At 69.0% G+C, this 25504-nt stretch carries 24 protein-coding genes, 1 tRNA gene and 2 pseudogenes; 14 read left to right on the top strand and 13 right to left on the bottom strand.

Annotation, left to right across the window (positions count from 1 at the left end):
• Nucleotides 1-5 precede the first annotated feature (5 nt).
• A complete protein-coding gene (locus ACFV9J_RS24390) occupies nucleotides 6-1358 on the top strand; it encodes a hypothetical protein (RefSeq protein ID WP_385357038.1) in 1353 nt (450 codons plus the stop codon).
• 195 nt (nucleotides 1359-1553) lie between these two features.
• On the opposite strand, the pseudogene ACFV9J_RS24385 reads toward ACFV9J_RS24390, so the two are convergent.
• Nucleotides 1554-2735 (bottom strand): annotated as a pseudogene (locus tag ACFV9J_RS24385) (serine hydrolase domain-containing protein).
• A 246-nt stretch (nucleotides 2736-2981) separates the two neighbouring features.
• Between ACFV9J_RS24385 and ACFV9J_RS24380 the strand changes: the two are divergent.
• Nucleotides 2982-3545 carry an HD domain-containing protein gene (locus ACFV9J_RS24380; protein WP_385357036.1) on the top strand — a complete coding sequence of 188 codons (564 nt, stop codon included), beginning with the start codon at nucleotides 2982-2984 and terminating at the stop codon, nucleotides 3543-3545.
• Here the strand turns inward: ACFV9J_RS24380 and ACFV9J_RS24375 are convergent.
• Together ACFV9J_RS24375 and ACFV9J_RS24370 are read right to left on the bottom strand one after the other, a co-directional pair.
• Nucleotides 3533-4000: an NUDIX hydrolase gene (locus ACFV9J_RS24375; protein ID WP_142199944.1), complete on the bottom strand. Its 468-nt coding sequence runs from the start codon at nucleotides 3998-4000 to the stop codon at nucleotides 3533-3535. The two genes, ACFV9J_RS24380 and ACFV9J_RS24375, sit on opposite strands and share 13 nt — an antisense overlap.
• Nucleotides 3987-4760 carry an XRE family transcriptional regulator gene (locus tag ACFV9J_RS24370; protein ID WP_385357034.1) on the bottom strand — a complete coding sequence of 258 codons (774 nt, stop codon included), beginning with the start codon at nucleotides 4758-4760 and terminating at the stop codon, nucleotides 3987-3989. Before ACFV9J_RS24370 ends, ACFV9J_RS24375 begins: the two co-directional genes overlap by 14 nt.
• Nucleotides 4761-4858: 98 nt before the next feature.
• Here ACFV9J_RS24370 and ACFV9J_RS24365 point away from each other — a divergent pair, with 98 nt between their 5' ends.
• The 8 genes from ACFV9J_RS24365 (at nucleotide 4859) to ACFV9J_RS24330 (ending at nucleotide 11540) form a co-directional block, all read left to right on the top strand.
• Nucleotides 4859-5584, top strand: coding sequence for an HAD family hydrolase (locus ACFV9J_RS24365; protein ID WP_385357033.1), 726 nt, complete (start codon nucleotides 4859-4861; stop codon nucleotides 5582-5584).
• A gap of 72 nt (nucleotides 5585-5656) precedes the next feature.
• Nucleotides 5657-6559, top strand: a complete 903-nt coding sequence (locus ACFV9J_RS24360; protein ID WP_385357032.1) for a radical SAM protein — start codon at nucleotides 5657-5659, stop codon at nucleotides 6557-6559.
• 61 nt (nucleotides 6560-6620) lie between these two features.
• Complete coding sequence (locus tag ACFV9J_RS24355) at nucleotides 6621-7193, top strand: hypothetical protein (RefSeq protein WP_385357031.1); 573 nt, start codon at nucleotides 6621-6623, stop codon at nucleotides 7191-7193.
• On the top strand, nucleotides 7111-7773 hold the full coding sequence (locus tag ACFV9J_RS24350; RefSeq protein ID WP_385357029.1) for a class I SAM-dependent methyltransferase: 663 nt from the start codon (nucleotides 7111-7113) through the stop codon (nucleotides 7771-7773). The genes ACFV9J_RS24355 and ACFV9J_RS24350 overlap by 83 nt, the downstream gene beginning before the upstream one ends.
• Nucleotides 7774-7784: 11 nt before the next feature.
• Nucleotides 7785-8372 (top strand): class IV adenylate cyclase, encoded by a 588-nt coding sequence (locus ACFV9J_RS24345; protein ID WP_385357028.1) that lies wholly within the window; start codon nucleotides 7785-7787, stop codon nucleotides 8370-8372.
• Between the two features lie 580 nt (nucleotides 8373-8952).
• Nucleotides 8953-9906 (top strand): FAD-dependent oxidoreductase, encoded by a 954-nt coding sequence (locus ACFV9J_RS24340; RefSeq protein ID WP_385357027.1) that lies wholly within the window; start codon nucleotides 8953-8955, stop codon nucleotides 9904-9906.
• Nucleotides 9907-10241: 335 nt separating this feature from the next.
• Nucleotides 10242-10595 carry a DUF317 domain-containing protein gene (locus ACFV9J_RS24335; RefSeq protein ID WP_385357026.1) on the top strand — a complete coding sequence of 118 codons (354 nt, stop codon included), beginning with the start codon at nucleotides 10242-10244 and terminating at the stop codon, nucleotides 10593-10595.
• 123 nt (nucleotides 10596-10718) lie between these two features.
• Entirely contained in the window at nucleotides 10719-11540 is an 822-nt protein-coding gene (locus ACFV9J_RS24330; protein WP_385357052.1) for a DUF317 domain-containing protein, read from the top strand.
• 254 nt (nucleotides 11541-11794) lie between these two features.
• On the opposite strand, the gene ACFV9J_RS24325 is transcribed toward ACFV9J_RS24330, so the two are convergent.
• The 6 genes from ACFV9J_RS24325 to ACFV9J_RS24300 all read right to left on the bottom strand — a co-directional run bounded on the left by ACFV9J_RS24325 (nucleotide 11795) and on the right by ACFV9J_RS24300 (nucleotide 17862).
• Nucleotides 11795-12175: a hypothetical protein gene (locus ACFV9J_RS24325; protein ID WP_385357025.1), complete on the bottom strand. Its 381-nt coding sequence runs from the start codon at nucleotides 12173-12175 to the stop codon at nucleotides 11795-11797.
• Between the two features lie 102 nt (nucleotides 12176-12277).
• Entirely contained in the window at nucleotides 12278-14014 is a 1737-nt protein-coding gene (locus ACFV9J_RS24320; protein ID WP_385357023.1) for a relaxase/mobilization nuclease domain-containing protein, read from the bottom strand.
• Nucleotides 14011-14403, bottom strand: coding sequence for a plasmid mobilization protein (locus ACFV9J_RS24315; protein WP_093845231.1), 393 nt, complete (start codon nucleotides 14401-14403; stop codon nucleotides 14011-14013). Before ACFV9J_RS24315 ends, ACFV9J_RS24320 begins: the two co-directional genes overlap by 4 nt.
• A gap of 317 nt (nucleotides 14404-14720) precedes the next feature.
• On the bottom strand, nucleotides 14721-16007 hold the full coding sequence (locus ACFV9J_RS24310) for a hypothetical protein (RefSeq protein WP_385357022.1): 1287 nt from the start codon (nucleotides 16005-16007) through the stop codon (nucleotides 14721-14723).
• A gap of 227 nt (nucleotides 16008-16234) precedes the next feature.
• Entirely contained in the window at nucleotides 16235-16933 is a 699-nt protein-coding gene (locus tag ACFV9J_RS24305) for an ATP-binding protein (protein WP_385357050.1), read from the bottom strand.
• Nucleotides 16930-17862: a hypothetical protein gene (locus ACFV9J_RS24300; protein WP_385357021.1), complete on the bottom strand. Its 933-nt coding sequence runs from the start codon at nucleotides 17860-17862 to the stop codon at nucleotides 16930-16932. The genes ACFV9J_RS24305 and ACFV9J_RS24300 overlap by 4 nt, the downstream gene beginning before the upstream one ends.
• A gap of 509 nt (nucleotides 17863-18371) precedes the next feature.
• On the opposite strand from ACFV9J_RS24300, the gene ACFV9J_RS24295 reads away from it, so the two are divergent.
• From ACFV9J_RS24295 to ACFV9J_RS24280, 4 genes and pseudogenes are all read left to right on the top strand, one after another.
• The gene (locus tag ACFV9J_RS24295) at nucleotides 18372-18629 is read left to right on the top strand and encodes a helix-turn-helix domain-containing protein (RefSeq protein ID WP_093845228.1); all 258 of its coding nucleotides are present in this window, start codon (nucleotides 18372-18374) and stop codon (nucleotides 18627-18629) included.
• Nucleotides 18630-18701: 72 nt separating this feature from the next.
• Complete coding sequence (locus ACFV9J_RS24290; protein ID WP_093845284.1) at nucleotides 18702-19058, top strand: helix-turn-helix domain-containing protein; 357 nt, start codon at nucleotides 18702-18704, stop codon at nucleotides 19056-19058.
• Nucleotides 19059-19109: 51 nt separating this feature from the next.
• Nucleotides 19110-20639: pseudogene (locus tag ACFV9J_RS24285) on the top strand (LacI family DNA-binding transcriptional regulator).
• Nucleotides 20640-20796: 157 nt separating this feature from the next.
• A complete protein-coding gene (locus tag ACFV9J_RS24280; RefSeq protein WP_385357020.1) occupies nucleotides 20797-21639 on the top strand; it encodes a PE-PGRS family protein in 843 nt (280 codons plus the stop codon).
• On the opposite strand, the gene ACFV9J_RS24275 is transcribed toward ACFV9J_RS24280, so the two are convergent.
• The 4 genes from ACFV9J_RS24275 to ACFV9J_RS24260 form a co-directional block, all read right to left on the bottom strand.
• Nucleotides 21569-23215, bottom strand: a complete 1647-nt coding sequence (locus ACFV9J_RS24275) for a PE-PGRS family protein (protein ID WP_385357019.1) — start codon at nucleotides 23213-23215, stop codon at nucleotides 21569-21571. The two genes, ACFV9J_RS24280 and ACFV9J_RS24275, sit on opposite strands and share 71 nt — an antisense overlap.
• Before the next feature lie 225 nt (nucleotides 23216-23440).
• Nucleotides 23441-23514, bottom strand: a tRNA-Pro gene (locus ACFV9J_RS24270).
• A gap of 67 nt (nucleotides 23515-23581) precedes the next feature.
• Complete coding sequence (locus ACFV9J_RS24265) at nucleotides 23582-24334, bottom strand: Pr6Pr family membrane protein (protein ID WP_385357018.1); 753 nt, start codon at nucleotides 24332-24334, stop codon at nucleotides 23582-23584.
• A 147-nt stretch (nucleotides 24335-24481) separates the two neighbouring features.
• Nucleotides 24482-25411, bottom strand: a complete 930-nt coding sequence (locus tag ACFV9J_RS24260; RefSeq protein WP_385357017.1) for a metallophosphoesterase — start codon at nucleotides 25409-25411, stop codon at nucleotides 24482-24484.
• Nucleotides 25412-25504: the final 93 nt, after the last annotated feature.

The following is a 25504-nucleotide window of genomic DNA, read 5'->3' as shown; positions in this document are numbered from 1 at the left end:
CGTTGATGGTCGCCGTCGCTCTAGTACACAGCACCGCGCTGATGACGGAGCGGCTCCCTGAGAAACCTCCGGCATGGCTGACCCGGGGTGAGCGGACCTTCGCATACCCGTACAAGGACTGGAGGAAGCCGCGTGTGTGGTGTCTCGCCTTCTTCACGGACCGTCACGCCCGCTATGAGCAGCGCAGGGTCATCGGGGTGGGCGGCGTCTTCCCGGGCAGGCGGTCGGGTACATACGAACGTGCTTTGCTCGCCCGTGACTTCACCGCACTCCAGGTTCCGCTGCCGCTCGTCGACCTTGAGGGCGCTATGGGGGCCAGCCGCCGGTTCCTCAAGGACGACGGTCGTTTGTCTCCCGCGGCTGGCGACAACCTGCTCGCCGCCATCCGGCATCTGCGGCCGGAACTGAACGAGACGCTGGATGGCCTGGAGAACAGCCTGGGGGCCAATCCTCCGACAGGTCGGGAGGGAGAACAGCGGAGCTTTGAGAAGGACGCGGTGGGCACCGTCATGGAGACATTCGGCGCGGACCGCGATCAGCTCGAAGCGTGGCAGCAGCCGCTCGGCGGCGACGATCCCCGCTCCCGGTCCGTTCCCTTCATCGAGGGGATGCCTGCCCTCCGGCAGATCGAGGACCAGCAGATCGTCCACGACTACCTGCGCTTCCCCGGCATGGAGGGCGAGGACGCCGTGCAGGTCGGCTGGCGGATCTACCGCCGCAGCTCCGAATCCCGCCATCGGCTGTTTGTGTACAACGCCAACCGCACGAACGCGGAGACGGTCATGGGCGTCGACATGATCTACGTGAACGAGCACGCCCGCAGCGTTGCCATGGTCCAGTACAAGCGGATGCGTCAGCGCGGGCCTGGCTGGGTGTACTGGCACGACGTCACCGGCGAGCGGGAGTTGAAGCGGATGGAGTCCGTCGACGACGAGTGTAAGGCAGAGGAAGAGGGGGCTCGCACCAGCCAGGAGAGGCCGACGACGCTGGGGGATCCACGCCTGGTTCCCACGCCTAGCATGGTCAAACTGTGCCGAACCACTCCCTTCATGATGAACTCCGCAGCCCTCATACCGGGCATGTACCTGACGAGGGAGCACTTCCAGGAACTGCTCCAACGCCCGGAGGCCGACGGGCCGTCCGGCGGGACACGCATCGTCGAGGAGTCGGTTCCCCGGTACCTCAACAACACCACCTTCACCACGCTGCTTAGGGACGGATGGATCGGCACGCGCGGCGCAGGCTGGGACTACGTCATCGGCCTGATTCGGGAGAGCCTATCCGCCAGCGGGCCGGGCTCCGTCGTCGTGGGGATGCACCGGAGCGAGCTTCCGCCCGGCAACCGCCGAGTCAACTGATCCGTGCCGCAGGCGGACGGAGATCGAGGCGTTCCGCCTGCCTTGGCCACGTACGGACCGGTCTCGTGAATTGATCTGGTCAGTAAGGTGATCGTAGTTTCCTGGACGGGCGCGGATGGCGACTCTAGGGATGCACCGGGACTTCCTGCTGGAGTTTGCGGCGTTGGAGAAGCCAGTCCAGAAGATGCTGCCCGGCTACGCGAGAGCCTCACGCATCGTCTCGACCAGGAAGGACGCACGCACATCGTCGATGCCCCCGACGATGTCGTTCATCGCATACCCGAAGGCGACACAGTGCTCCGGATCGGCGAAGGCGAGCGACCCTCCTCGCCCCGTGTGGCCGAATGAGCTTGACCCCAGCATCGGATTGCTCTCGGTGGGCAGCATGTACCCGGCGCTGAAGCGGCTGGGGACCAGCATGACCTGATCTTTCCCGTCGGCCTGCTCCTCGGTCGCCGACGCCAGGACGGCCGAGGAGAGCAGGCGCACGCCGCCCACCTCACCGATCAACGCGGCGTACATGCGGGCCAGCGCGCGGGCCGTACCTATGTGGTTGGAGGCCGGGAGCTCCGCGGCCTGTACCTCCGGTGAGTCGAAGTCGTTCGCGGCTGGGTCGGTGACCGCGTATGCCCGGTTGCTGATGAGTTCGGGTTCCGCGAGGCGGCGACCTGTTCGCAGAGTTCTTCGGGGACCGACTCGGCGGGCAAGGTGGTGAGGTCGACGTCTGACCGCTGGTACGCCATGCCGTTGACTCGACCGCGTTCGCCGGCGGGCAGGTCGATGAAGAAGTCCAAGCCCAGTGGAGCCGCGATCTCGTCGGCGAAGAAGCGTCCCTGCGAGCGACCGGACACTCTTCGGATCACCTTGCCGACCAGCCAGCCCCAGGTTCGGCCCGTGGTAGCGGTGTGCCGTACCCGGAGTCCAAAGGAAGCGTTGAGCGGCCAGTGCCTCCGCCATCGGGTGCCAGGTCAGCGCCTCATTCAACGGCACCGGGTGATCCAGCGCGACAAGGACAGCCTAGTGGGACAGGAGCCAGCGCACGGGAATATCCGCCTTGCCGTACGCGGCGAACTCCGGCCAGTACTTCGCGACGGGTGCCTCCAGGTCGAGCGCTCCGCGCTCGGCCAGCATGTGAACGGCGGTAGCAGTCGCTCCTTTGGAGGCCGAATGGACCAGTTGCAGCGTGTCCCGGGTCCAGGGACGGCCGGTTACGGCGTCGGCCCACGCTTCCTCACAAGTCCACCGTCGGGTGGCCGTTTCTGTACACGCACACCACCGAGCCGAGGTCGCCGTGCCGGGTGCAGTTCTCCGCGAACGCCACCCATCCGACTCAAATTTGGGCGGTACGGCGCCGCTGATCGTGGTCGTGCTGGCCATCTTGGCAGCGTTGTGCTGCCCTTTCTCCGGCCTCGGAGATGCGCGCACGCCCACTTGCGGCAAGTTGCGAAGGGCGGCGGGCGGCGTCGGCGGCGCGGGTGCTCCGCAGAGCACCGATGCAGAAGCCCTGCCCTGCAGAGAGCGGGTCGGCGTAGACCACTATCACGTCCGTGTGGACCCGTTCGTCGATGGGCGTTGCGGCCCAGCAGGGAATGGGAGACGAGCCTGACGGGCATGAAGCCGCCAATGGACGAGGTAACGCTGGATTGGGCAGGGCGCATCGCGGAAGCGGAGCTCCGTGAGTTGCTGCCTCGACGATGGCTTCACAGCCGGGGAGTAGCTGGCAGAGCGGAGGAACTAGGGCGGCTCCTGCGTATGGACGCTGAACTGCTGACCGCGGCCGCCATCTTGCACGATGTGGGTTACGCGCCTCGCTTGGCCATCACAGGGTTTCATCCGCTCGACGGAGCACGCTTTCTTCGGGACGAACACGGGGCCGGTGAGCAGCTGACCCGCCTGGTGGCGAACCATTCGTTCGCGCTGCTGGAGGCGGAGGAACGCGGGTTGAGAGAAGCACTGGCTACGGAGTTTCCTTTGTCGGACGATCCGCTGCTTGTGGACGCTCTTGTCTACTGCGACATGACGACAACGCCCGACGGCGGCCGGACGACCGCGCGGGGCCGGGTCACGGAGATCGTCGGTCGCTACGGCGCGGACAGCGTGGTCGGTCGGTTCATCCGGCGGGCGGCGCCGGAGATCTTCTCCTCTGTCGAGAGGATCGAGGCCGTTCTGGCGGCTCAGCCGAGGTAGGGATAGGTGCCGGCGAGGTAGTCGCCGATCTGCTGGCGCATGCTCGGGTGGATGTCGTACTGGTCCAGGTCGGCGGGTTGGACGAAGCGGACTCCGTCGGCCTCGTCGTTGATGGTGGGCTCACCGCCGACAGGGCGGCCGATGTAGGTGTTCTCGTACTGCTGGCGGATCTCGCCGTCGGTGTAGGCGACGATGTGGTTCGGGTTGGTGTAGACGCCGAGGAAGCCGGTGATCTCCGCGATGATGCCGGTCTCCTCCAGGCACTCGCGGACCGCGCACTGGGCCGCGGTCTCGCCGATGTCCTGGGCTCCGCCGGGGAGTGCCCACTGTCCGGTGTCGCGGCGGCGCTGGAGGAGGATGGCGCCCGTCTCGTCGGCGACGAGCAGGTTGCTGGCCGGGATGAGGGTGTTCGCTTTCGGCGCGGCCGGGTCGTTGTAGTACTCAGTCCTGCCCATGGTCGGCGGTCCTCTCCTGGTCGGGTGCCCATGGCCGTGCGGCGGCCCAGACGGCGTCGAAGCTCTGAGCGTAGTTGTCGAACCAGCCCATGCCGTCGGCTCTCTTGAGGTGGAGGAGGGGGTTGGCGCTGGCCGGCTGCCCCCAGACGTGGGGATTGACGAGAAGGTCGTCGTCATAGCGGAACATGGACGTGTAGAGCGTGGTGTCGTGCAGACGCACCGCACACCCGGCCTCGCCCGACAGGGGGCGGTAGTACGTCAGCGAGGCGCGGATCTTGGCGGCGAGTGTGTCGCCGATGCCCTCTTCGCGGCCCCGGACGGCGACCGCCTGTCCATCGGGGTCACCGAAGCAGAGGCGAACCCGGACGCCCTCTGCGGCGCGTTCGGAGAGCATCTTGGCGACGTGGGGGTTGGACTGGGCGAAGAAGGTGCCGGAGAAGACGAGGACGCTGATCTCCTGCCGTGCCTCCCGCAGCAGCGAGAGCCACACGTCCCGCGGCACGCTGGCTCGGTTCTGGTAGGTGCCGACCAGTTCGGTGCCTAATCCGTCGAGGGGTCGACCGGGCCGCTTGGAGGGCGTCGGCCAGAGGAAGGTCTCCTCCACGCGCAGGTGACCGGCGACGCGGAAGCGATGCCGCGCGTGGGGCACCCGTCCGCCCAGCCACCGGCTGACCGTCTTGGGGTCGACCTCGCAGATCTCCGCGAGCGCGTCGGGTGAGACCCCACGTTGGGCGAGCACGGTATGCAATCGGTCGTTCACAGAAACCATGCAAGCGGTGCAACGCGTGATCGCGCAAGGACGTTGTGGGACGTTGTCGCGGAATCACAGCGTCGCCGACCGCTGCTTACGCTGGCGGCATGGAGCTCATCGTCCTGTGGGACATCGACCACACCCTCATCGAGAACGCGGGGGTGAGCAAGGAGATCTACGCCGCCGCCTTCTCGGCTCTGGCGGGGCGCGAGCCGACGGGGCCAGCACGCACCGAGGGCCGTACGGACCGACTGATCATGCGCGACATGTTCGTTCGGGATGGGCTGCCCGTGCCCGACTGGCCCGGCATCGAGGCGGCCCTCGAACGGGCAGGGAGTGAACGCCGTGACGCGCTGCGATCGCGCGGATGGGCATTGTCAGGAGCCCATGAGGCGCTGGAGGTCGCCTCGGAGCGGAGCGGCTGGGTCTCCTCTGTCCTGACCGGCAACATCGCGGCCAACGCCCGTGTGAAGCTATCCGCGTTCGGCCTCGACTCCTTGCTGGACCTGTCGGTGGGCGCCTACGGAGCGGACGCCGATCTCCGTTCCGATCTGGTCGCGGTCGCCCGCGAGCGCGTGCAGCGGCTTCGTGGCGTCCGGGTCGACACGCCCATCGTCCTGGTCGGGGACACCCCTCGTGATGTGGAGGCTGCCCTGGCCACGGGGTGCGGGATCGTCGCCGTCGCCTCCGGTCTGCACGATCGCGCGGAACTCGCAGCGGCCGGCGCCCCCGAGGTCCTGCCGGACCTGGCAGACGCCAAGCGCCTTCTAAGCGTCCTGGAGTCGCTCGCAGGTGACGGAAAACGTCCCAGGACGTCCTCGGGCCGTCCCTGAACGCGGTGACGAGGTCCCCGGGCAGACAGCCACGATCGGGTTCCCGAAAGGCAGCCAGCCGAAGGAGCCCAAGTGATCAGGGAAGTCACCGGGATCAGGAAGATCCGGATGCTGTACCTGCAGCTGCTCTACCGCTGCAACTTCACGTGCCTGCACTGCTTCCACGGCAAGCGGCTTCAGTACGCGGACGCCTTCACCGCCGACGAAGCCAGTCGCCTCCTCACCCTGATGCGAGACGAGTACGGCACGGAGGAAGTCACCCTGCTCGGCGGGGAGCCCTTCGTTCACCGGGAACTCCCGCAGGTCGCCCGCCACGCCAAGGAGGAACTGGGCCAGCGCGTTGAGATCTGCACCAACGGGTACCGGATCGAGCGACGCCTGACGGAGATCGCGCCGCATCTGGACCTCCTCAGGGTGTCCCTGGAGGGCGTCGGATCGACCAACGACGGCATCCGCAGGCACGGCAGTTACCAGAGTGCCCTCAACGCACTGAGCCTGGCACGGGACCTCGGGGTTCCGACCGGCGCGACCATGACCGTGACCTCACGGAACATCGGTGAGGTACTCCCCCTCGCCGGCATCCTGGCCCGACTCGGGGTCCAGCAACTCAAGCTCCACCACCTGCGGCCCGTAGGCAACGCCGCCGGCCACCCCGAGCTACTGGTCACCGAGCCTGCCGCCTACGGCCGGCTCCGCGAAGAACTCGCGTCGGCCGTCCTGCCCCTGGAAGTAATAGTCGACGAGGACCTCTCCGATAACGGCGCCCCACAGCTCTGCGCCCCGACCGGCGAGCCCCGCGAGATCGACCGCATCGAGGCCGACCCGCGTGGTGCCCTGACCATGTCCTGCAAGGCCGTGGGCAAGGACTCTCACGCCTTCTGGTACGAGAAGAGCGCTGGCCGCATCGTCCACCAGCCCTCGCCCGCGGACGAGCTCACGCTCGCGGTGCCGGACGTGGTGTACGCCCGTGCCTGACCACCCGCGATTCGAGAGCCTGGAAGGCTTACGGGGCACCGGCAAGTCGACCATCGCCCCGATGCTCGCCGCCGCCCGGCAAGCCGTCCTCGTCCCCACCGTGCCCGCCCTGTACCAGCCCCTCAGAGCGGCCGTGGACCAGCGCACCAACGTCGACGCGCGGATGTGCCTCTACCTCTCCGCGCTATTCACCGCGACCGAGGAAATCCAGAGCCACCTCGACGCCGGCGTCCCCGTAGTCGTCGAGAGCTACTTCGCCCGGTGCCTCGCCACCCACCAGGCCATGGGGGCTCGGCTCGGCGTCACGCTGCCGCGCCGGCTCCCGACACCCGTCACGTACTACCTCGTCTGCGGCGACGACGAACGCCGCCGCCGTCTGGCCGCCCGGGACAAGCCAGCGACGCAGTGGGACGCACTGATCGAAACCGTCCCGGACCAGGTGGCCGACGCCTACGCCTCGTTCCCGATGCGTCGCGTCGACACCACGGGGCGCAGCCCCGAAGAGGTCCTCCGTGTGATCACAGAAACCGACAGGCAAGGAGCGAACTCCTATGCAGACCCAGAGCCTGTGGGAGCACACCCTCACGTTCTTCCCCCAGTTCCTCGGCACACTGCGCGAGCGAGTCGCCCCTGACGCCACCGTCGCGGTTATCGGGGCGAGCGACGGCAAGTTCGTCCTGCCGCTCGCCGCCGCCGGCTACCACGTGGTCGCCATCGAACGCGACGCGCTCGCCCTGCACGGAGGCGAGGTACGCCTTCCGGGTGACAGCGAGGCCCACGCGATGGGCCTGATCGACCGGCTGAAGCTCGAAGAACTCCATTCCCGTGTCCACGTGGTTGAGGACGACTTCCTTGAGGGCGAGCCCCTGGGCATGCAGTGCGAGGCAGTCTGGACGAGCTGCTCGTGGCATTACAGTGCCAACCACCACCGCCCGCTCGCCGAGTTCGTCGACCGCATGCAACGCCTGGTCCGCCCGGGCGGTGTGTTCGGTGCGGAGTTCATGATGCCCGTCGAAAGACGCCACCACATGACCGAGCACTACACCTCCCCCGAGCGCCTGCTCCCTCACTTCATCGGTGACTGGGAAGTCCTGCTCACCCTGCGCACGAACGAGTTCACGGAACGGGCCCACGTCGGCCAGCCGAACGACCACACCCACCGCATGGGCCTGCTCATGGCAGCCCGAACGTCCCCCTTCACCGACCACTTCTGAGAGAAGGACACATGAAGCACGAGTACGAGGCGAAGTTCCTGGCCGTCGACGCCACCGGCCTCCAGGCCAAGCTGACCGCCCTCGGAGCCGTCCAGGCGTTCCCGCGCACCCTCCTCACCCGCAAGATCTTCGAGAACGACTCCCTCGACGGAGGGGCCTGGATCCGCCTTCGGGACGAAGGCACCCGGTCGACCCTCACCCTCAAGCAGGTCACCGACGCCACCACGATCGACGGCACCAAGGAGATCGAGACCGAGGTGTCCGACCTGCACGCCATGGCCGACATCCTGCGCCGGGTCGGCCTCACCGAGGTGCGCTACCAGGAGGACTACCGCGAGGAGTGGCGCTTGGGCGAGGTCGCCTTCGACTTCGACACCTGGCCCGACCTCCCCACCTTCCTGGAGATCGAGGGGCCCGACGAGGCATCGGTCCGGCAGGCCGCCGCGCTGCTGAACCTCGACTACTCCGAAGCCCGCTTCGGCAGCGTCGACGAGATCTACAAGAGCGAGGCCGGCCGCGACATCCTCGCCGAGCCCACTCTCCTGTTCTCCGACGCCGAGAAGCAGGAGGACGCTTCCTCGGCTGTCCGCAGCCACTGATCAAGGAAGCGGACAAGCCATGCTCACCGAAGCCGCCTTACGACACAGGGTGATCCCCGGGATCGCCGAGTTCGCACGCGGTGGACTACCCGCACCAGCGGCCACTGACGACGGTAATGAGTGGGTCGACGGGCCCTGCTGGCTCTACTGCGGACAGCGGTGGACTCGCGTCCTGTGGATCGGCCCCGCCCGTGTCGCGGGCGCTCAGGCACCGATGTACGCCTGCGGACCCTGCATCCGAGCGCTCCAGGAGCGGGTCTGGCGGTCCCTCTTCAGCCGGGACGAGCCAACCCGCCGCGCTGGTCCGAGCGATACCGCCTCCCCTGCGTCCGCCTCAGCACGGCGGGCCGGCAGACATCGGGGCCGACGAGGATTCCTCCGCCGCGGTTAAGCCCCCGCTCTGGTCATGGATGTGCCTACCGTCCCCCGCGGTATGAGCCCCGTGACTAGGGCGGGCCTGCGGGGGTACAGCCCGCTTGGAAGGTTCTCAGGATGCCTCGTGGTCAATCGCGGGACTCGTGCGTGAAGACAACCTAGCCCGCGCATGATCGTCACGCGCAGAGGCCGTTACGGTCGGCTCATGACAGCAGGGGAGCGCGTTGTCGTTGTCGGGGCTGGGGTGGCTGGGCTCACCACGGCCGTCGTACTCGCCGAGTCCGGGGCTTCGGTGCACGTGATCGCCGAGCAGGTGCCGGGGACCACGTCGCTGGCGGCCGGGGCGATGTGGGGGCCATACCTGGTCGAGCCGAAGGACAAGGTCGACCAGTGGGGACAGCGGTCGTTGGAGATCTTTCGGGAGCTGGCCCAAGACCCGGCGACGGGCGTCCGACTCACGAGCGGCATCGAGGCGTCCCGCACGGCTGAAGCCGCGCCGGGCTGGGCCACTACTTTGCCGGGTTTCCGACCGTGCGAGCGGGCCGAACTTCCGGCCGGCTTCACAGCGGGCTACCGGTTCACCGTGCCATTGATCGACATGCCCACCTACCTCGACTACCTTCTGCGCCGACTCCGCGATGCCGAGGGTGTGGTCGAACAGCGACGGCTGACCTCGCTCTCGGATGCTGGTCCGGCTACGACGATCGTCAACTGCGCGGGCCTCGGCGCACGCCACCTGGCTCCGGACCCTGACCTCCGGCCCATCCGCGGCCAACACGTCGTCGTCACCAACCCCGGGCTGACCGACTTCTTCTCCGAGGACACCGGCCTCTCCCCAGACCTCCTGTGTATCTACCCTCACGGCGACAATGTCGTCATGGGCGGCACAACGATCGACGGCGAGGACGATCTGGCCCCCGATGCCAAGGCAGCGACGGGCATCCTCGCCTGCTGTGCTGAGGTCGAGCCCCGACTCGCCCAAGCACGCGTCCTGGAACACCGGGTCGGCGCTCGACCGACCCGCGCCACGGTCCGTGTGGAGGAAGAAGCGTGGGAGGGCGGCACTGCGGTGGTGCACAACTACGGGCATGGAGGCGCCGGCGTAACACTGTCCTGGGGATGCGCCGAGGAGACTCGGGCGTTGATCTCCGTCAGGTAATCTGCACGTGAGGAACAGACGCACCACGATGTCGAGGTATGACGTGGCCATTTGATGGCTTGGCACGACACTGCCAGGAACGCGGCGCGCGCTTCGGAGTGCTGTTCATCTACGACGGCGCGTGCGGCCTCGATCGCCTCTGTGGGGGCAACTATCAGCACTGCCCCCACCGCGCGTACGCCGCTTTCTGCGGCTGGACCGCGACGTCTCCGCTCTTGTGTCCCAGTTCGCCGGCGGCAGACAGCAAAGATCCACGAAGGACTGGCCAACGACGCAACGGCATGTGAACCTGGACGACCTTCTTGCAAAGCACCAGGTCAAAGAGGTGATTACCCGTGACTGCGGAGTCCTCGGGTCCCGGATTCTCCACCACCGTCGAGGCCCTGCGGCTGCGTAAGTGGCCGCTCGGCCCGGGTCAGGCCACGCTCGTAATGGATCAGTTCGCCGCTGACGACTTCGACCTCGTCGTGGACGACCGCGCGGACGTACACGTCAACTCGAAGGACGGTCGCTTCTACCTCGGATGGTTCCCCTTCGGGCGTCCTGGCACCGACTGCGAGGGATGGAAGATCGCCGTCACCGGGACGGCCAAGGTACGCGGTTACCAGATGTCCTTCGACACCGAGACACCAGCTGACATCGTTGCCGCCGCCGTCGCTCGCGTCCTGGAGACCTCCCCGCTGGTGTGACCGTCAAGGATCGGGGCGCCGTCGTCGGGCGCCTTGGACGTTCGTCCGCCTGAGACGGCGGCGCAGTTGACCCAGTACTCGTTCAGCTTGCGCACCGCTGGCGGTATCAGAATCACCAAGTCCTTGGAGGCGTACCTGTATCCCGACTTTCCGATCGATCCACCCACTCCGGTCGGCGTCCCGTCCGCGTACTGGGTTGGTCCCCGGCACTTGGCCGGTGATGACGGCCGCTCATACGACGCCATCGCCGACACGCTCGCCGGACTGGGCTGGACGAGCCTGACCCTCGTCCGTGGGCGCCGGCAGCCGGACGAGGCGCCGGACGGCCGCCAGGTCCTGCGCAGTATCGTCTTGCACATCAGCCCCGATTCCCTCAGGTGGGCGCAGTGGGTCTTGCCGGACGAGCCGTTCCACCTGGGCAACCTGCCGATCGCCTGGCAAGTGTCCGCTCGTTCGGGCCTAGCGGGTCCGCTCGCCCAGTGGTCGGCTTACTTCACCCCGGAGGTACCCGGAGAGGTTCTAGGCGCCTTCCTCACTGCGCTTGACGCCCGCGATCAGCCGGCCCTGCCGCTCGGTGGCGCCGAGTTGGTCCTTGACGCGGTTTCGGCACACGGTTGGCTGCGTGACGTAGACCAGCCCGGCACGGGCGCGGTGGATCCGACGTTCGCCTCCCACCTTCGCGTCGGCGAGGTGCCGCCCCTCATCCAGGATGGCGATCCATTGGCACTGTTGGCTGAGGCTGGCGAGGCGGTCCTGGCCGGGTGGCAGGCGTGGGCCGAGCCGGTGCTCGGCGCGGGCTACCTGTGGGCCGCTTCGTTCAGCAGCAGCGTGCCGCACGACCTCGTCGCCGCCTTCGCCGACTCCCTCAGCTCCAGCGCACCGGTCCTGCGCCGGGTGCTGCCGGAGAGCACACGCGACCGCCTCCTGCGCGCTCCAGCCAGCTAGGCCATCCAACGCATGGAAGCCGGGCCTCCCCTTGGGGAGGCCCGGCTTCATGTTGCTGTGCCCTGGTCGGCGTCCTCATGCGTCACGGCTTGAGGCTGTTGAGAGCGGTCCGCCTCCACGCCTGGTGCTTCGTTCTGCGTGACGAGTCCTACCGGCTATCGCTTGGAACGCACACGCCTCTGTGCCAGATGCCGGAGCGGTCGTCGGAGCCGGTCACCAGCGCGTGGGGTACGTATCGGCGCGGGGGACCAGGGTCAGAAGGCGTAGGGGGTGAAGGGACGGATTGGGTCGACGATAAGCCCGAGGAGGCGATCGAGCTCGGCTCGCTCGTCCTCATTCATGAGCTCGACAGCGTTGCCGAGTATCTTCACGTCGAGCCGATCCCAGAACGGGGCCAAGACCTGGTCGAGGGCATCCGGGGCTCCGTCCAGAGTGCGCCGGTAGTCCTCGTAGCGCTTGAGCTGCGTCCTAGCCTCTGCGAAATCGTCGCGAGTGACCTCGTCAATAAGACTCTGCTCGTGCTTGCTGAACGGGCGCCCGTCGAGGTGGTACCAGTTGCCGGTCTCTATTCGGCGCTCGGCGTCCGTGTCGAAGAGCAGGACGACGATCTCCGGTCGGGCTTGGGTCTTGGGCATACGGGAGCTCCTCCTGGGAGTGGGTGGGTAAGACATCAATGGTCGGGAGAACCGCCGGTTTGCCCAACCGGCAATCGTCGGCTATGTTGCGTCGCTTTCCGGTCAGCGGCGGCGGCTGGAATAGTTCGCGGTGTCCTGCATCAGCGGCGTGTTGGGCAGTGAGGGCTTCCGGCGGTGACTGCCTTGGGCGAGTGCCTCGTGAGAGCTTTCGGGTAGGGCGGGCAGGTGGGCGCTGTGGCGCAGGCGCCAGACGAGGACGTCGCTGATCGAGGTGGCGGTGTCGAGCTCGCGCCCCCGGGCAGCGTCGGCCAGCAGAGCAGCCGGGTCGTGGCCGGCCTTCCGGGTGTCGTCGAGGGTGGTGGCCAGTGCGGACCAGCCGCCCTCGGCCAGGATCCGTTCTGCCAGCTCGGGTAGCACGTGGTGAACAAGGTCGGCCTGCCGCTGCCGGACGCGCGGGGCCAGGCGCCGGCCTCGCTGGCCCAGTGCGGCCATGGGCTCCCGCGCAGCGGCCTGGTAGGCGGCGCGCAGATGCTCGGCGGTTTGTCGGGCTGCTGCGGCCTGCTGACTGTGGTGCTTCTTGGCGTGCCAGTTCGCCGCGGCGATGGCAAGGAAGAACGCCATGTCGATGAGCATCGCGGTGGTGGCGCCGTCTTCCCCTCGGCCGAGCGCCGGCCCGCTGCGGACGAGGTCGCGGGCGGCTTGGCGCAGGGTCCGGTCATGCCCGCGTACGGCCCTCACGTGGGAACGGCTGGCCCGCTCGAACACGAATGCTGCCTCGCGGAGTTCGGCGCGGGTGTGGGCGGCGGACGTTTTGGCCAGCGCGTCCAGTACCTCACCCGCCGCAGCGATCTGGGCCGCTGCTGTGCCGTCGTCACTCTGGTCGAGGATCAGAAGGGCCTGCCAGGTAGCGGCGGTGGCCCTGCGGCGCGCGAACGCGGGACCCGTCATGTCCGGCGGGGCGGGCTGCTGCGGCCCGGAGCCGTCCGCCGAAGTGGGCCCCGAGGGCAGGGCCCAGCGTTCGCGGATTCGGGGGAGGGACAGATCGGGGGCGAGTTTCGAACCGGAGTAGAAGACCGGCTCCCCGTCCTTGTTGTGGTCGTCGGGCAGGGCGACCTTGTAGCCGAGCAGGTCGCCGGAGGGCGCGATGCGCTTGCGGATCAGCAGACCGGCGGCGGCCAGGCGATCGAAGAACTCCTCCGTGGAGGCGGTGCCTGCGGCAGCGCGGCGGACGGTCACGCGCAGTTCTTCACGCGCGGTGCGCTCGCGGCCTTCCCGTTTAGCTTTGTGGCGTTCGGCGCTGGTGGGCCGCTGGGCGGCAGTGCCGTCGCCGGCGTGGAGGCGGCGCAGCCCGTAGTCAATCTCGATCTTGCGGGCTTCGTCCTGGGAACGTTTGCCGTCCCGGCGGAGGCGGGCCTGGCGGCCGTCCTCGCGGACGATGGTGGCGATGATGTGGATGTGGTCGTCGGCGTGCCGGACCGCCGCCCATCGGCAGGCGGCGTCGTCGCCGTCGGGTGCGATGCCGGTTGCGGCGACCATCCTGCGGGCGATCTCGCCCCACTGCTCGTCCGAGAGCATCGGGTCTTCGGGGGCGGCGCGTACCGACAGGTGCCACACGTGCTCGGTCGGCCGTCGGCTCTCGGGCAGGGCCATGACTGGCTGGTCGAGCAGCCGCTGGAGAGCGCCGTACGTGGCGTCGGGGTCTCGGCTGGGATCGGGGGCAAGGCTGTCCCATGCAGCCACCAGGTGCGGGTCGATGTGCTCCTCGTGCGTGCCAGGCCCGTACAGGTAGTGGAGCAGGCCGATGGTGCGCGTGCCCCTGGCGTGGACGCGTGGGATCACGCAGCCGCCTGGTTGTCCAAGTACTGCTGGGTGAAGGCGTCGACCCGCGTGGCGGCGCGCTGGACGGCGGCGAGGACCGCCTCGGCCTGCGGGGCCTCGGCTCCGGAGTTCAGCGCTCTGGCCACCTGGTTGAGGTTGTTTCCGATCTGCCCGAGGCGCCGCCGCAGCGTGAACAACTCCTGCAGCATCTCCTTCTTGCCTGCGATGTCCGCGGTGGTGCGGTTGAGGTCACGGGCAGCGTTAAGAGCCGAGCGGGCAAGAAACCCGGCCATGCTCATCCGGCACTCGGCGGCTGCCCGGACGAGCAGTTGGTACTCGTCGTCATTCATGCGGCAGCTGGGCTGGCGCACGCGCTTCTTCTCGTCGCGCAGACGCTCACGCTGCTGCACACGGGGCTTCGACGAAGCGGCGTGAACACAGTCGGTGCTGTGGCACGCGCGCGGTTCTTCCCTCTCAGGATGCGATCCGCCTTCGGCCGCATCCTGAACGATCGGCGCCCCCCGGTGCCGATCTGCTCGCACCGCTGTCGGGGCGGGGGAGGCAGGAGCATTGCTCCTGCCGGGAGCAATGCTCCTGCACCAACTTGCTCCCGACGGGGCAGGGGCGGTCGGCAAGGATTCCTCGTGAGGCTTGGGGTCTTCGTGGTGCGGGGTGTGCATGGGGCCCTTCGGGTCGGGGTCTGGTTGGGAGTGTTGGTGCTGGAGAATCAGCGGAGTGGATCGCCGGCCGTGGCCTTGAGCTGGGCCTTGAACTCGCGGACGACTCGTCCGACGTCGTCGCTGGAGACGGTGTAGCCGACCGCGCGCAGGGCGGCCTCGACCCGGTCGCGTCCGACGCTGCCGGTCTCCTCGTAGATCCGGCGAGCGTGCTTGAGGATGACTTCATCGGAGGCGCGGGCTTTGCCGGTGTGGCGCTTCTTCCGGGCAGCCGGTTTCCGCTCGCGCCTGCCCGACACGCTGCCCGCACTGTTGCCCGTAAGCGCCGGGCTGTCTTCGGCTTCTGCCCGTGCGGGCAGCCCGGGCACCAGGCGGGCAGGCTCCGAGCGGGCAGCCGGAGGCGCCTCGTCGTCACCCGGGTCTGATGGGTGTGGGCGGGCAGCGTCCTCTGTCCGAGGCAGTGGTGCCGGGCGGGCGGAGCGCGGGCGGCTGTGCCCGCCTTCATGGTCGGGGGCCCAGGCCGGAGTCTGCCAGCGCGGAGACAGCGTGATGGAGGCGAGGCCGAGGGCCTGCTTGCGGGTGGCGAGCTTGCGCAGCAGCAGCTCGTCCTGAAGCGGGTCGCCGTCGACGTCCGCCCGCTCCAGCGCCTCGTGCAGGCGTTCCGTCAGGCGTTGTTGCCGCCGCTTGCTGCGCCGGCGGGCGGTCAGCGACTCGGCGCGCAGGATCAGGGCGACGGCTTCGCTCAGCGCGCGGTCGCGGATGAGGCGGGCGGCATCGGCGTCCTGGTCGGCGATCCCGAGCCGGGCCAGGAGGCGTTCGCGTGCCTGGCGGACGAGGACGGCGCCCAGACCGCGTGAGGCGGCGTCGGGGGCGCGGTGACGCAGCTCGATGCCCATGGCCAGGTGCCACAACATCGCGGCCATGACCGGGCCGACAAAGGCCCGCACGGTGCCACCGACCAGCCCGGACTCGGCATAGGCGGGCAGGATCTGCACTGCGGTGATGACCCAGGTGAGGGTGCCGGGCAGGCCGGGTGCCTGCTTCGGGCCGTTCAGGTTTTGCCGCGCCATCAGGGCGGTGGCGAACAGGGCCAGCTCGGCGGCGGCGAACATCGCGACGCGCTCGGCGGTGCCGCCCATGTCGAGATAGTCGGCGGCGAACCGCCAGCTGGTGTCCGCGCTGTAGGCGGTGCAGCCGAGCGCAGCCACGGCCGCGACCGGCACCGCGACAGTCCCGCGCCAGCGGTTGGTGTGATGCCGCCGGCGGCGCTGCTGGCGGATCAGCCACCCGGCGAGCAGGCCGAGCAGCACGGGAAGGATTAGGAGCGCCACGGTCATCACCGGGGAGGTGGCCCAGTCAGGGAGGAGCGGCGTGCCGCTGATTTCTACGGCGAGGGGGACGGGGCTGTGAGGAGGCAGGAGGGGGCTCCAAGGCGTCGGGGGTTGAGGGGCGAAGGGTGAATCGACGGCGCACTGAGCGCCCGCCTACGCGAGTGGCTGGCGCGGGCAGGTCTGGGGTGAGCGTGGGCGATGCGGCGGGGCCAGCCTGGAGAGGGCGCTGAGGCTCAGGCGGCGGGCGCTGTGCGTCGTCGGTCGGGGCCGTCGAGGATGACGCGCTCCGTCATCTCGGCGAGGCGGGAGGCGACGCGGTCACCGAGCGTGACGCGCAGATGCTCCATCGGAAGGTTGGTGGTGATGAGGGTGGGGAGCATGTGCTCGTACCGGTGGTTGATGAGCCGGTAGGTCAGCTCCTCGGTCCATTCGCTGGTCTTGGCCGCGCCGAGGTCGTCCAGGAACAGCAGCGGGCAGCGCGCCAGGGTCTGCAGGTCACGTTCGGCGTCGTGGCCGGCTCGGGGGCGCAGGCGCGCGTGGAAGTCGGCGGTGGTGGTCGCTTCCCAGCGCAGACGGACCCCTCGGGCGAGCAGGGTGCGGATGGCGCCGTACGCCTGGTGGGTCTTGCCGGTGCCCGTGGGGCCGGCGATCAGCAGCGACGGGCCTTCGGCGATGCCCGGCCCGCCGGGGCCGGGGCGTCCGGCGTGGGCGATCTCGTCGGCCCAGGCGGTGACCTTCGGGTGGTCGGCCAGGGCTCGGCGGTAGCGGGCGGGGATCCTGGCGTCGGCGAGTTCCAGAGCGGTGACGGGCTCGGCGTGCCCGTCCTCGACGGCGGCGGTGGCGAGGTCGATGCCGCGACTGGCAAGGATGCCGTTGAGCCGGTCGGCGAGCGGGCCGACCCGGTGGGGCTCGCGGGTGAGGGTGGCGGTCAGAGGTCACCTCCGTAGGCGGCTTCGACCTCGGCGGGGTTTGTCCACGCCCTGTGGACAACCGGCACGGTGGGGGTCGCGTTCATGGCCTCGTGCACGAGGCTCGGTAGAGTGCTGGGGTGCAGGCCCTTGGCGCGGTGCCGTTCTAGGCCAGCCCGGATGTGGGCGGGGGTGATGTCCTCGCCCAGCAGCTTGCGCACCTCGCGAGCGAGATGGCCCACGACGTCCTTGGGCGGACGGTGTGTGCAAGCGGCGGCGTACTCGGCGATGAGCTCGTTGGCCGAGACGGCGTGGGGTGCGGGGGCGCTCGCGCCCCCCGAAGGGGTATCTCCTAGATCCATGATCCTAGGTCCTAGATCCGGGCCGTGAGGCGTCACCGCTCCCTCACGGAGCCCTTCCCGCTGCCTCACGGAGGGCTCAATGAAATCGCTCTGACCTGCTGCTTCGTCATCGGTGACCGACTTCACCGCAGGCTCGCGTATTCGCCCGGAGCCCTCACCGAGTGCTCCGTGAGGCTGCGGTGCGGTCTCCGTGATGCCGACCCTCTTAGCCGGCGCGTCAGCGCCGGGCGAGGTGCCAGTCAGCGTGTCGTGGTGCGGGCAGGCGGGGAGGCGGCTCGCGCTGGGACGGTTGATCTTCTGATGCTGCCGCCAGGTGACGATGTGCAGGTAGCGCTTGTCAGCCGGACCCTTGTAGCGGCATATCAGACCGGCGTCGGCAAGCTGGGCGAGGTCCTGTTCGACGTCGCCAGGCGTGTGTTCCGGACGCAGGACCCATAGTTGTCCGGCGATGATCGCGGCGTGGTCGCGGTGGCGGCCCTGGTCGTCAGCCTGGGTGAGCAGGCCGAAGAAGGTGCGCTCGGCGGTCAGAGAGACGGCGGCCAGGGACTCGGAGACGAAGGCTTCCGGCTTGATGGTGCGGATTCGTGCCAAGGGGGCAGGTCCTCACTCGGTGGCCGGTAGGCGGGATGCCCACGGTTCACCGTCGGTCGGGGGCGGTCGGGCGTGAAGGGGGCTGGAATGTCTGGCCGTTGACGCGGGAGCGTTGATGGCCGCTCGTGCTGTCCGGGGTGTCGTCAACATAGCCACACCCAGGTCGCGCAAGTCCAGCCTTATCCGGCGCAATCTCTCACGGCAGAAATGCCGCTGGAAATCGAGTCGGCGAGGGCGGTGCGAAAACGGTAGGGCACGATCGGCGGTTGACCAAATAGTTGCCCTGCGTCCCGAGCCAGAAGCATCACATCGGCAAGCCGTTGACGTCCCCCGAGTGGCGAAGCTACAACACAACACCCCATGTCAGAGAGGTTCGCGAAGGCTGGGACGTGTTCGAGATCCGGCCTTGCGCAGCACCCCGACCGCCTCGCTCACCGATTGAGCGCGGCGCAACATAGCCGACGATCGGCGGTTAACCAAACCGCCGAATGCACGCTACAACTGGAGCTATGGCAGCACGATCTCTGGAAATAGGACCCGCAGGATTGACGGTGGCTCGCACCATCGAAAACCTCCGAATCGAACGCGGCCTTGGGCAGCGCCAACTCGCGGCACGCTGTACCGCCTTGGGCCGCCCTATGTCCAACACGATGCTGTCCCGCATCGAACTCGCCAAGCGGCGATGCGATATCGACGACCTCGTCGCCATCGCCGCCGCCCTGCAGGTGTCACCCGCCGCCCTCTTCCAGGGGCCGGGCGCCGCCTGAGCCGCCCACGCAGCCCCTCCACGACCTCCCGACTAGGAGCCGCCCCCCTTGCACCGATCCACGCCCGCGCCCGTGCTCCACAGGCCGTCTGACGCCCATCCGCCCCGCCTCTACCGCCCCGAGGAGATCGCCGACACCCTCGGATGCTCGGCCTGGTGGGTCAAGGACCGCGCGCGAAGGCGCCTGATACCGCACACCCGGGTTGGCCGCGCCTACCGCTTCACCGCCGAGCACCTCGCCGAGATCATCCGCCTCTACGAGCAGCGGCCGGCCCAGCCCGGGCAGACACCCGCACGGGCGACCGAGTCGCTCTCCGAGCCCGGTACGCAGACCGGCTCCGCGGAACCTCGCCGCCCTGTCGTTGCGCCGGCGACCCGCCTGCGGGCCCGCCCGCCGCGTCGACAGCAGCAGTACGGCACTGTCGCGTGACCCGATCCAATCTGCCGTAGCCGAGGAAAAGGAAGAGGGGGACAGCGGAACTTGGGTTTCGCGGAGAAGCGCGGAAACTACTGGCGCGGCCGGTACAAGGTCGCGCTCGGCAAGCACAACACGGTCGTCGACAACAACGGCAAGGCGATCAGGTTCGCCACCAAGGGCGAGGCCCAACGGGCAGCAGCGGAGGCCGAGAACAAATACCGACGCGGCGAATGGCGCGACCCGACCCTCGGCCTGGAGACCTTCGGCGAGTACGCGAACCGCTGGTACGAGGCCCAGGACCTGGCCGCCTCCACCATGCAGAACTACAAGCGCCACATCGAGGAGCACCTCCTCCCCGAGTTCGAGGGCAAAGCGCTCGCCTCCATCCTGCGCACGGACGTCGACCTGTGGGACAAGAAGGAGAAGGCCCTCTACGCCGCCTCCAGCGTCAAGACCTGGCGCTCAACGCTCCACCTGATCTTCGAGGACGCGATCGACGAGGGCCTGATCACGTCCAACCCGGCCGCTCGGCGGCGCGGACGGGGCAAACGCGCCGGCCGCTCCCGAGACCGTGGCCCCGAGAAGGTGGTCACCGACGCGCTCGGCATCCTGCTGACCGCCGAGCGCGCCGCCCTGCTCTCCGGCCGCGACGACGAGTTCGTCGCCGTGGTCCTCAAGGGGTACACCGGCACGCGCTGGGGCGAGATCGTCGGCCTGGAGACCGCGTTCCTCCGCCCTGGAGCCGTCCGGGTCGAGTGGCAGCTGTACGAGCTCGACACGGGGGAGCTGGTGCGCTGCCCGCCGAAGGACGACAGCTACCGCACCATTGACTCGATGGACTGGCTGTCGGCGCTGGTCGCCAACCACATCGCCCGCACGAAGCCCAAGCCTTGCCCCTGCCACGGCAAGACCTACGTCTTCCGAGGACAGGGCGCGGCCCGCACAGGCGGCCACTAAGGCGCGAAGCTCGTCGACGTCGCCCGTCGTGCCGACGTCTCGACCGGCACGGTGTCCAACGTCCTCAACCACCCCGAACGCGTCACCGAGGCCACGCGAGAGAAAGTCGAGCAGGCCATCGCTGACCTCCGGTTCGTCCGGGGCGGCGTCGTACCGGAGCATGCCGCCCACTGGCGCAGGAACGGTTTCGCAACCTGGCTGTTCACGCCGGCGGTCTCCGGCTGGTACCCGAAGAAGGCACCACAGGAGCCCCGGCCGGTGCCCCTACTCGGCGAGCCGTGGCCCGGTGTCCCGGCACGGGGTCGGGGTGCCAGCGAACGAGCCGACGCCTGTTGGCTCCCGATAGCCAAGGGACTCACGCCCCACGGCCTCCGCCACACCCACCGGACGATGATGGAGGACCTGGGAACCGAGAAGGTGCTCATGGACGAACGCATGGGCCACATCGACGGCTCGGTCTCGGCGCGCTACGCCCACGTCACCCCAGGCATGCGCATGCGCCTCATGCTGGGGCTGACCGAGCAGTGGGAGGCAGCACTCGATGCGCGTTTGGCCATGAGTGCCACGTCACCAGTGCGCGTGCTGAGTGATCTCCTGCGGGCACGCGAGGTGTCCCGGGTGCCCGTCAAGTCGTAGCAGTAAATGTGCTGTGCCCTCCGGCGACACCTCCCGGAGGGCACAGCCATGTCCGTGATGCCTCCGCGAGGCCGCGTCAACTCCGCGCGGCCGTCTCACTCCAGTAGTTACGACGATTGCCCAGTAGCGGGGCCAACGGACCTGGCTCAATAGGTACATGGAGACTGGTGAGCACTGGGCATACCGCGCGAGGCCGAAGGAGCTGGGCAGCCCTGTCAGGCAGGTGGAGATCGTCCGGGTGGGCGGTCGTGGCAGGTCTGGCTGGATCCACGTCCGGTTCCTGGAAGGGGATGATGCCGGCCTGCAGGAATGGGTCAGCCCCGGCTGCCTCGTAGCACCGTGGTCAGACGTCGACGCGTTCCGCGCGGATGACGAGGCAGAGCTCAGGCTGGCCGAGGTGTCACGCCACGTACGGGGCAGCACGGAGTTCGAGGCCGCGCGCCTGATCCTCGGGTTCGTCCGGCCGAAGAACAGGCTGCGCCTCCGCCGAGGGGTGGCGGACGCGGGAGTTCTGGAACTGAGCCGACTCGACGAGACGGCGTCGCTCATCGGAATGGATGCCACCGCGCTCCGCAGTGACCCGATGGTGCACGAGGACCGCGCCGGCATGTGCCTGGTCGGCTGGCCGGTCACCGAACGCGTCGCCCGTCAGGTAGCGGGCCGCCTCGCCGACGAGATCCTCCCGGAGGTGGACCGCAAGCAGCAGGACATCGAGCAAGAGCGCGCACAGCCCTCCTGGTACTCGTACCGTCGTCGGGACGACCGCAAGTTGGATGCGGAGGCGGCCGTCCTGCGGACCGTCCGGGTGTGGTGCGGCGAGGACAAGGCTGAGCGCTACGACGAGCTGGTCGCACTGCGCGAAGAGGTCATCCGGCTCGGCCAGCTGGTGGAGAAGGCGGTCAAGGCTCTACGCGACCGTGGGCACGGCGTCATCGCCTCCACCATTGAGCGCGACCTTGGCGTCCATATCGCCAGCCTTGATCCTGACGTGTGTCGATAGAGCCGCGCCACGGCTCCGGGGTCGGCTTCGGCGGCTCGGGCCGTGCCGCAGGCTGCTCCCTCTCCGGCCGGTGCGGGTGCCAGCCGCCGAGGAAGGGCCGTAGCTGATCTTCGGTCGGCTCCGCGTGGAAGTCGAGAACGGCCATGCCCTTGCCGTTCATGGTGGGGTCCAGCCGGTCGGCCTCCGCCTTCCCCCAAGCCGACCACTCTCGCAGCCTCTCGGCTTCGACGGCGTCGTCCGATGTGGCGGCGGCTTCGTCCAGAGCGACGCAGAACACCCGGATCTCTCCGGCCACCTTCCACTGCTCCAGGGCTGTGCCGAAGTGCTTCGCCCGTAGGGCGTGAACCGCCTTGATTGAGGCGGCACTGACGGCGGACTCCCACTCCCGCCGCTCGCGCTCCTCCCACTCCGCCTCGAGACGCCGACGCTCCGCCTCCTGCCGCTCCCGCTCCTCTCGCAGGCGCCGTTGCTCTGCCTCCCGTTCCAGCCGAGCCCGCTCCTGCTCCTCCGCGCGCGCCTTCAGCGCCCGGAACACCGAACCGACCTGCTCCTCCAACGGCTTCTTGGCGGTGTCGGCCCATTCCTTCTTCCAGCCGTAGCTGTGGCCGTAGCCGTAGCCCGAGTGCTGGCTGATCAGCAGTTCCAGCTCGCCGGATGGCTCGAACCTGTGCGCCGGCGTCACCCGCTGCCAGTCGTACGTACGTCGGCCCGGCTGCTTGGGCACGTACCGGACCTGCTTCTGCCGTTCGCGGAAGCCGACCTCGTACGTCCTGCCGTGAACGGTGAGCAGGGGCCTCGGTTGCTTGCGCTTTTTGGACACCGTGATCTCGCCGTGGCGGGCGAGTGCCTGCTCGGCGAGGAGCCGGAGAAGCGAGAGGACTCGCGGCAGGACCTCCTCCGAGATCTCGAAGGCGCTGTGGTCCGCAGTGACAGCGGCGATCACGTCCTCGACATCGCTGATCACCCGGCTGCGCGCCAGCCGGATCCGGTTCCACTCGGTGTCGTCCTCACCCGACACCCTGAGCAGACCGAGGAAGAAGTCCCCCTTCGCCCGGCCGCTGTACTTCAGGTGGTACCCCTCGGGCGCACACTGCCGGGCTGCGTCGAAGGCCCTGCGGTAGCGGGCTCGCTCCTGGTCGCTGGGGTTCGGGATCCGGAGGAACCGCCCAGCCTGTTGTACCTCCGCGATCAAGGCGGCTCCGATTTCCGCCGGCGACGCCTGCGGGGGCTTGGCGGCGCGTTGCGGCGCCGGCTTCGTCGTGGGCGGAGCTGTGTCTTGCTTCTGCGTAGGAGGGGCCGGTCGGGTCCGTTGCTCGGAAACCGCCGACCGCTGCTTGCGGGGCGCCGGTTCCGGCCGGTCCGGGTGATGGCCGTGTTCCAGGTAGAAGCGCCCCGCGCCAGTGATCTCCGCCCGCCACTTCCCATCCTGCTTGGGCATGGGGATCAGACGCCGCTCCTTGAGCGCGCGGGCGGTGAGGGCGAATTCTGGGCTGTCCGACGTGACGGGGTCGGCTCCGTCCCCGATGCGGGTGAGGAGTGCGAGCTGCCGGTCATTTAACGGAGACCATCGGTGCATGACGATGGTCGTACCGCCTGTGATCGGCCTCGCACAACCGTAGGGATGGCCCTTTCCCAGCGTGAGTGGCAAAGAGCGGGCTGGACGGCGGACGGCCGCTCGCTGGGAGCCGCCGGGAGCCGGATTCCGGAAGTTGGCTCCCAAACGGCTCCCAAAACGGGGTCACAAAGCAAATCAGGCCCGGTGCTGATCCCTCAGCACCGGGCCTGACCTGGTGTTTCTCTGTCGGGGTGGCGGGATTTGAACCCACGACCTCTTCGTCCCGAACGAAGCGCGCTACCAAGCTGCGCCACACCCCGATTGTCGCTGCTCGTCGCGGCGACGTCGTTTACTTTAGCCCACCGGTGGCCGGAGACGAAATCCGGTTTATCGGCGGCGGCGGACCGGGTCCGGGCGGATGTGGTCCAGGGCCACGAGGAGTACGGCCAGGGCGTAGAGGGCGAGGCCGACGAGGAGGGCGTTGCCGAGGACGATCTTGTAGCCGTGCTGGGCGACGTCGAGGAAGGGGTAGAGGTAGCGGGCCTGGGCGCCGGGGAGGAGCAGCTCGCCGCGGGCCAGGGTGAAGGCCAGGTAGGCCAGGGGGTACAGGAGCCACGCGGGGGCCTGGCGCAGGTGCAGGCGGCCGGCGGGGGTGAGGAGGAGCCAGTCCAGGGCCGCGGCCACCGGTACCGCCGTGTGCAGGATGTGGGTCGCGGCGGTCTGCCAGGCCGTGCCGGTGCCGTCGAGCGTGGCGAACGGGCTCGACGCGTGGGCCAGGAGCACGTGGTGGACCAGGGCGGCGGCGATGACGTAGAAGAGGGCCGCGCCCGTGAGGGCGCCCGGCAGGGGATGGTGGGCGGACCAGGCGCACCGGGCGGAGGCGAGCATGACCAGCGCCAGCAGGATGCCGCTCTGGATCGTGAAGTGGCTCAGGGCCGTCGAGGGCGGGATGTCGGCGGCGAGCAGTTCGATCGCCACGCCGGTCAGGGCCAGCAGCGCGATCAGGCCGCGGAACGCGGCGACCGTGCGACGGCGGGCCGGGATCAGTACGGCACGGGCCGGTACGACGGTGGGCGGCAGGACGACATGGCCCGGGATCGGGGGGAGGTCCGGGATGTCCCTGGGTATCGGGGCTGTCATGGCCTCAACGTAGACAGACCGGACATAGCGGGCTATGTGGGTGGGCCGTGTGGGTTACCCGGCTTCCCGGCCACCCGGTTGCCCGGTTGCCTGATTACCCCCGGCGGCCGTTTGGATTCGCCCGCAGGCTCCCCCCCGGGGGGGCGGTCAGCTCTCCCGGCCCACCAGCGTCAGCAGCGTCGCCTCCGGTGGGCAGGCGAAGCGGAACGGGGTGTACCGGTTGGCGCCGCAGCCGGCCGAGACGTGGAGGTGGGCCGTGTGACCGTCGGACGTGTGCGTGGACAGGCCCTTCACGCGGTCGGTGTCCAGGTCGCAGTTGGTGACGAGGGCACCGTAGAAGGGGATGCACAGCTGGCCGCCGTGGGTGTGGCCGGCCAGGATCAGGGGGTAGCCGTCCGCCGTGTAGGCGTCCAGGACGCGCAGGTACGGCGCGTGGACCACGCCCATCGAGAAGTCGGCCGTGGGGGACGGGCCGCCGGACACCTCCGTGTACCGGTCCCGCTTGATGTGCGGGTCGTCCAGTCCCGTCAGCTCGACCGACACGCCCTCGATCTTGAGCGTGCCGCGGGTGTTCGTCAGGTTCTGCCAGCCCGCGGCGTCGAAACCGTCGCGCAGGTCCTCCCACGGGTTGTGGACGGCACCGACGACGGGCGGGTTGCCGTTGAGGCCGTGGCGGCCCTGGACCTTCTCGAGCAGGTACCGGGCGGGGTTGCGGGGCCGCGGCCCGTAGTAGTCGTTGGAGCCGAAGACGTAGGCGCCCGGGAATTCCATCAGGGGGCCCAGGGCGTCCAGGACCTCGGGGACCCCCTCCGGGTCGGACAGGTTGTCGCCGGTGTTGATCACGAAGTCGGGACGCAGCCCGGCCAGCGACCGCAGCCAGCGCTGCTTCTTGCGCTGACCGCCGACCATGTGGATGTCGGAGACCTGGAGCACGCGCAGGGGACGCATCCCGGACGGGAGGACGGGGACCGTCACCCGTCGGAGGCGGAAGGAGCGGGGCTCGATCCCCGCCGCGTAGATCAGACCGGCGGCGCCAACCGCCGTGACTCCCAGGGGTACTCCGTATCGCGCGCGCATACGTCCATCGTGTCAGAAGCGGCGGGGGAGCGGTGCCGGGAGGCCGTCCGCGGCCGCCGTCACCGGGGGCGCGGAAATCGGCGGGCGCCGTTC

It is taken from the genome of Streptomyces sp. NPDC059906 (assembly GCF_042730645.1).
Lineage (GTDB): Bacteria > Actinomycetota > Actinomycetes > Streptomycetales > Streptomycetaceae > Streptomyces > Streptomyces rubrogriseus.
This window is presented reverse-complemented; position numbering and strand designations above follow the sequence as displayed.

Bases quoted from the DNA above. Each gene is read 5' to 3' on its own strand.
- ACFV9J_RS24390 (WP_385357038.1), top strand. From the start codon at position 6: ATGGTCGCCGTCGCTCTAGTACACAGCACCGCGCTGATGACGGAGCGG.
- ACFV9J_RS24380 (WP_385357036.1), top strand. From the start codon at position 2,982: ATGGACGAGGTAACGCTGGATTGGGCAGGGCGCATCGCGGAAGCGGAG.
- ACFV9J_RS24375 (WP_142199944.1), bottom strand. From the start codon at position 4,000: ATGGGCAGGACTGAGTACTACAACGACCCGGCCGCGCCGAAAGCGAAC.
- ACFV9J_RS24365 (WP_385357033.1), top strand. From the start codon at position 4,859: ATGGAGCTCATCGTCCTGTGGGACATCGACCACACCCTCATCGAGAAC.
- ACFV9J_RS24355 (WP_385357031.1), top strand. From the start codon at position 6,621: ATGCTCGCCGCCGCCCGGCAAGCCGTCCTCGTCCCCACCGTGCCCGCC.
- ACFV9J_RS24350 (WP_385357029.1), top strand. From the start codon at position 7,111: ATGCAGACCCAGAGCCTGTGGGAGCACACCCTCACGTTCTTCCCCCAG.
- ACFV9J_RS24345 (WP_385357028.1), top strand. From the start codon at position 7,785: ATGAAGCACGAGTACGAGGCGAAGTTCCTGGCCGTCGACGCCACCGGC.
- ACFV9J_RS24340 (WP_385357027.1), top strand. From the start codon at position 8,953: ATGACAGCAGGGGAGCGCGTTGTCGTTGTCGGGGCTGGGGTGGCTGGG.
- ACFV9J_RS24325 (WP_385357025.1), bottom strand. From the start codon at position 12,175: ATGCCCAAGACCCAAGCCCGACCGGAGATCGTCGTCCTGCTCTTCGAC.
- ACFV9J_RS24310 (WP_385357022.1), bottom strand. From the start codon at position 16,007: ATGACCGTGGCGCTCCTAATCCTTCCCGTGCTGCTCGGCCTGCTCGCC.
- ACFV9J_RS24295 (WP_093845228.1), top strand. From the start codon at position 18,372: ATGGCAGCACGATCTCTGGAAATAGGACCCGCAGGATTGACGGTGGCT.
- ACFV9J_RS24280 (WP_385357020.1), top strand. From the start codon at position 20,797: ATGGAGACTGGTGAGCACTGGGCATACCGCGCGAGGCCGAAGGAGCTG.
- ACFV9J_RS24275 (WP_385357019.1), bottom strand. From the start codon at position 23,215: ATGCACCGATGGTCTCCGTTAAATGACCGGCAGCTCGCACTCCTCACC.
- ACFV9J_RS24265 (WP_385357018.1), bottom strand. From the start codon at position 24,334: ATGACAGCCCCGATACCCAGGGACATCCCGGACCTCCCCCCGATCCCG.
- ACFV9J_RS24260 (WP_385357017.1), bottom strand. From the start codon at position 25,411: ATGCGCGCGCGATACGGAGTACCCCTGGGAGTCACGGCGGTTGGCGCC.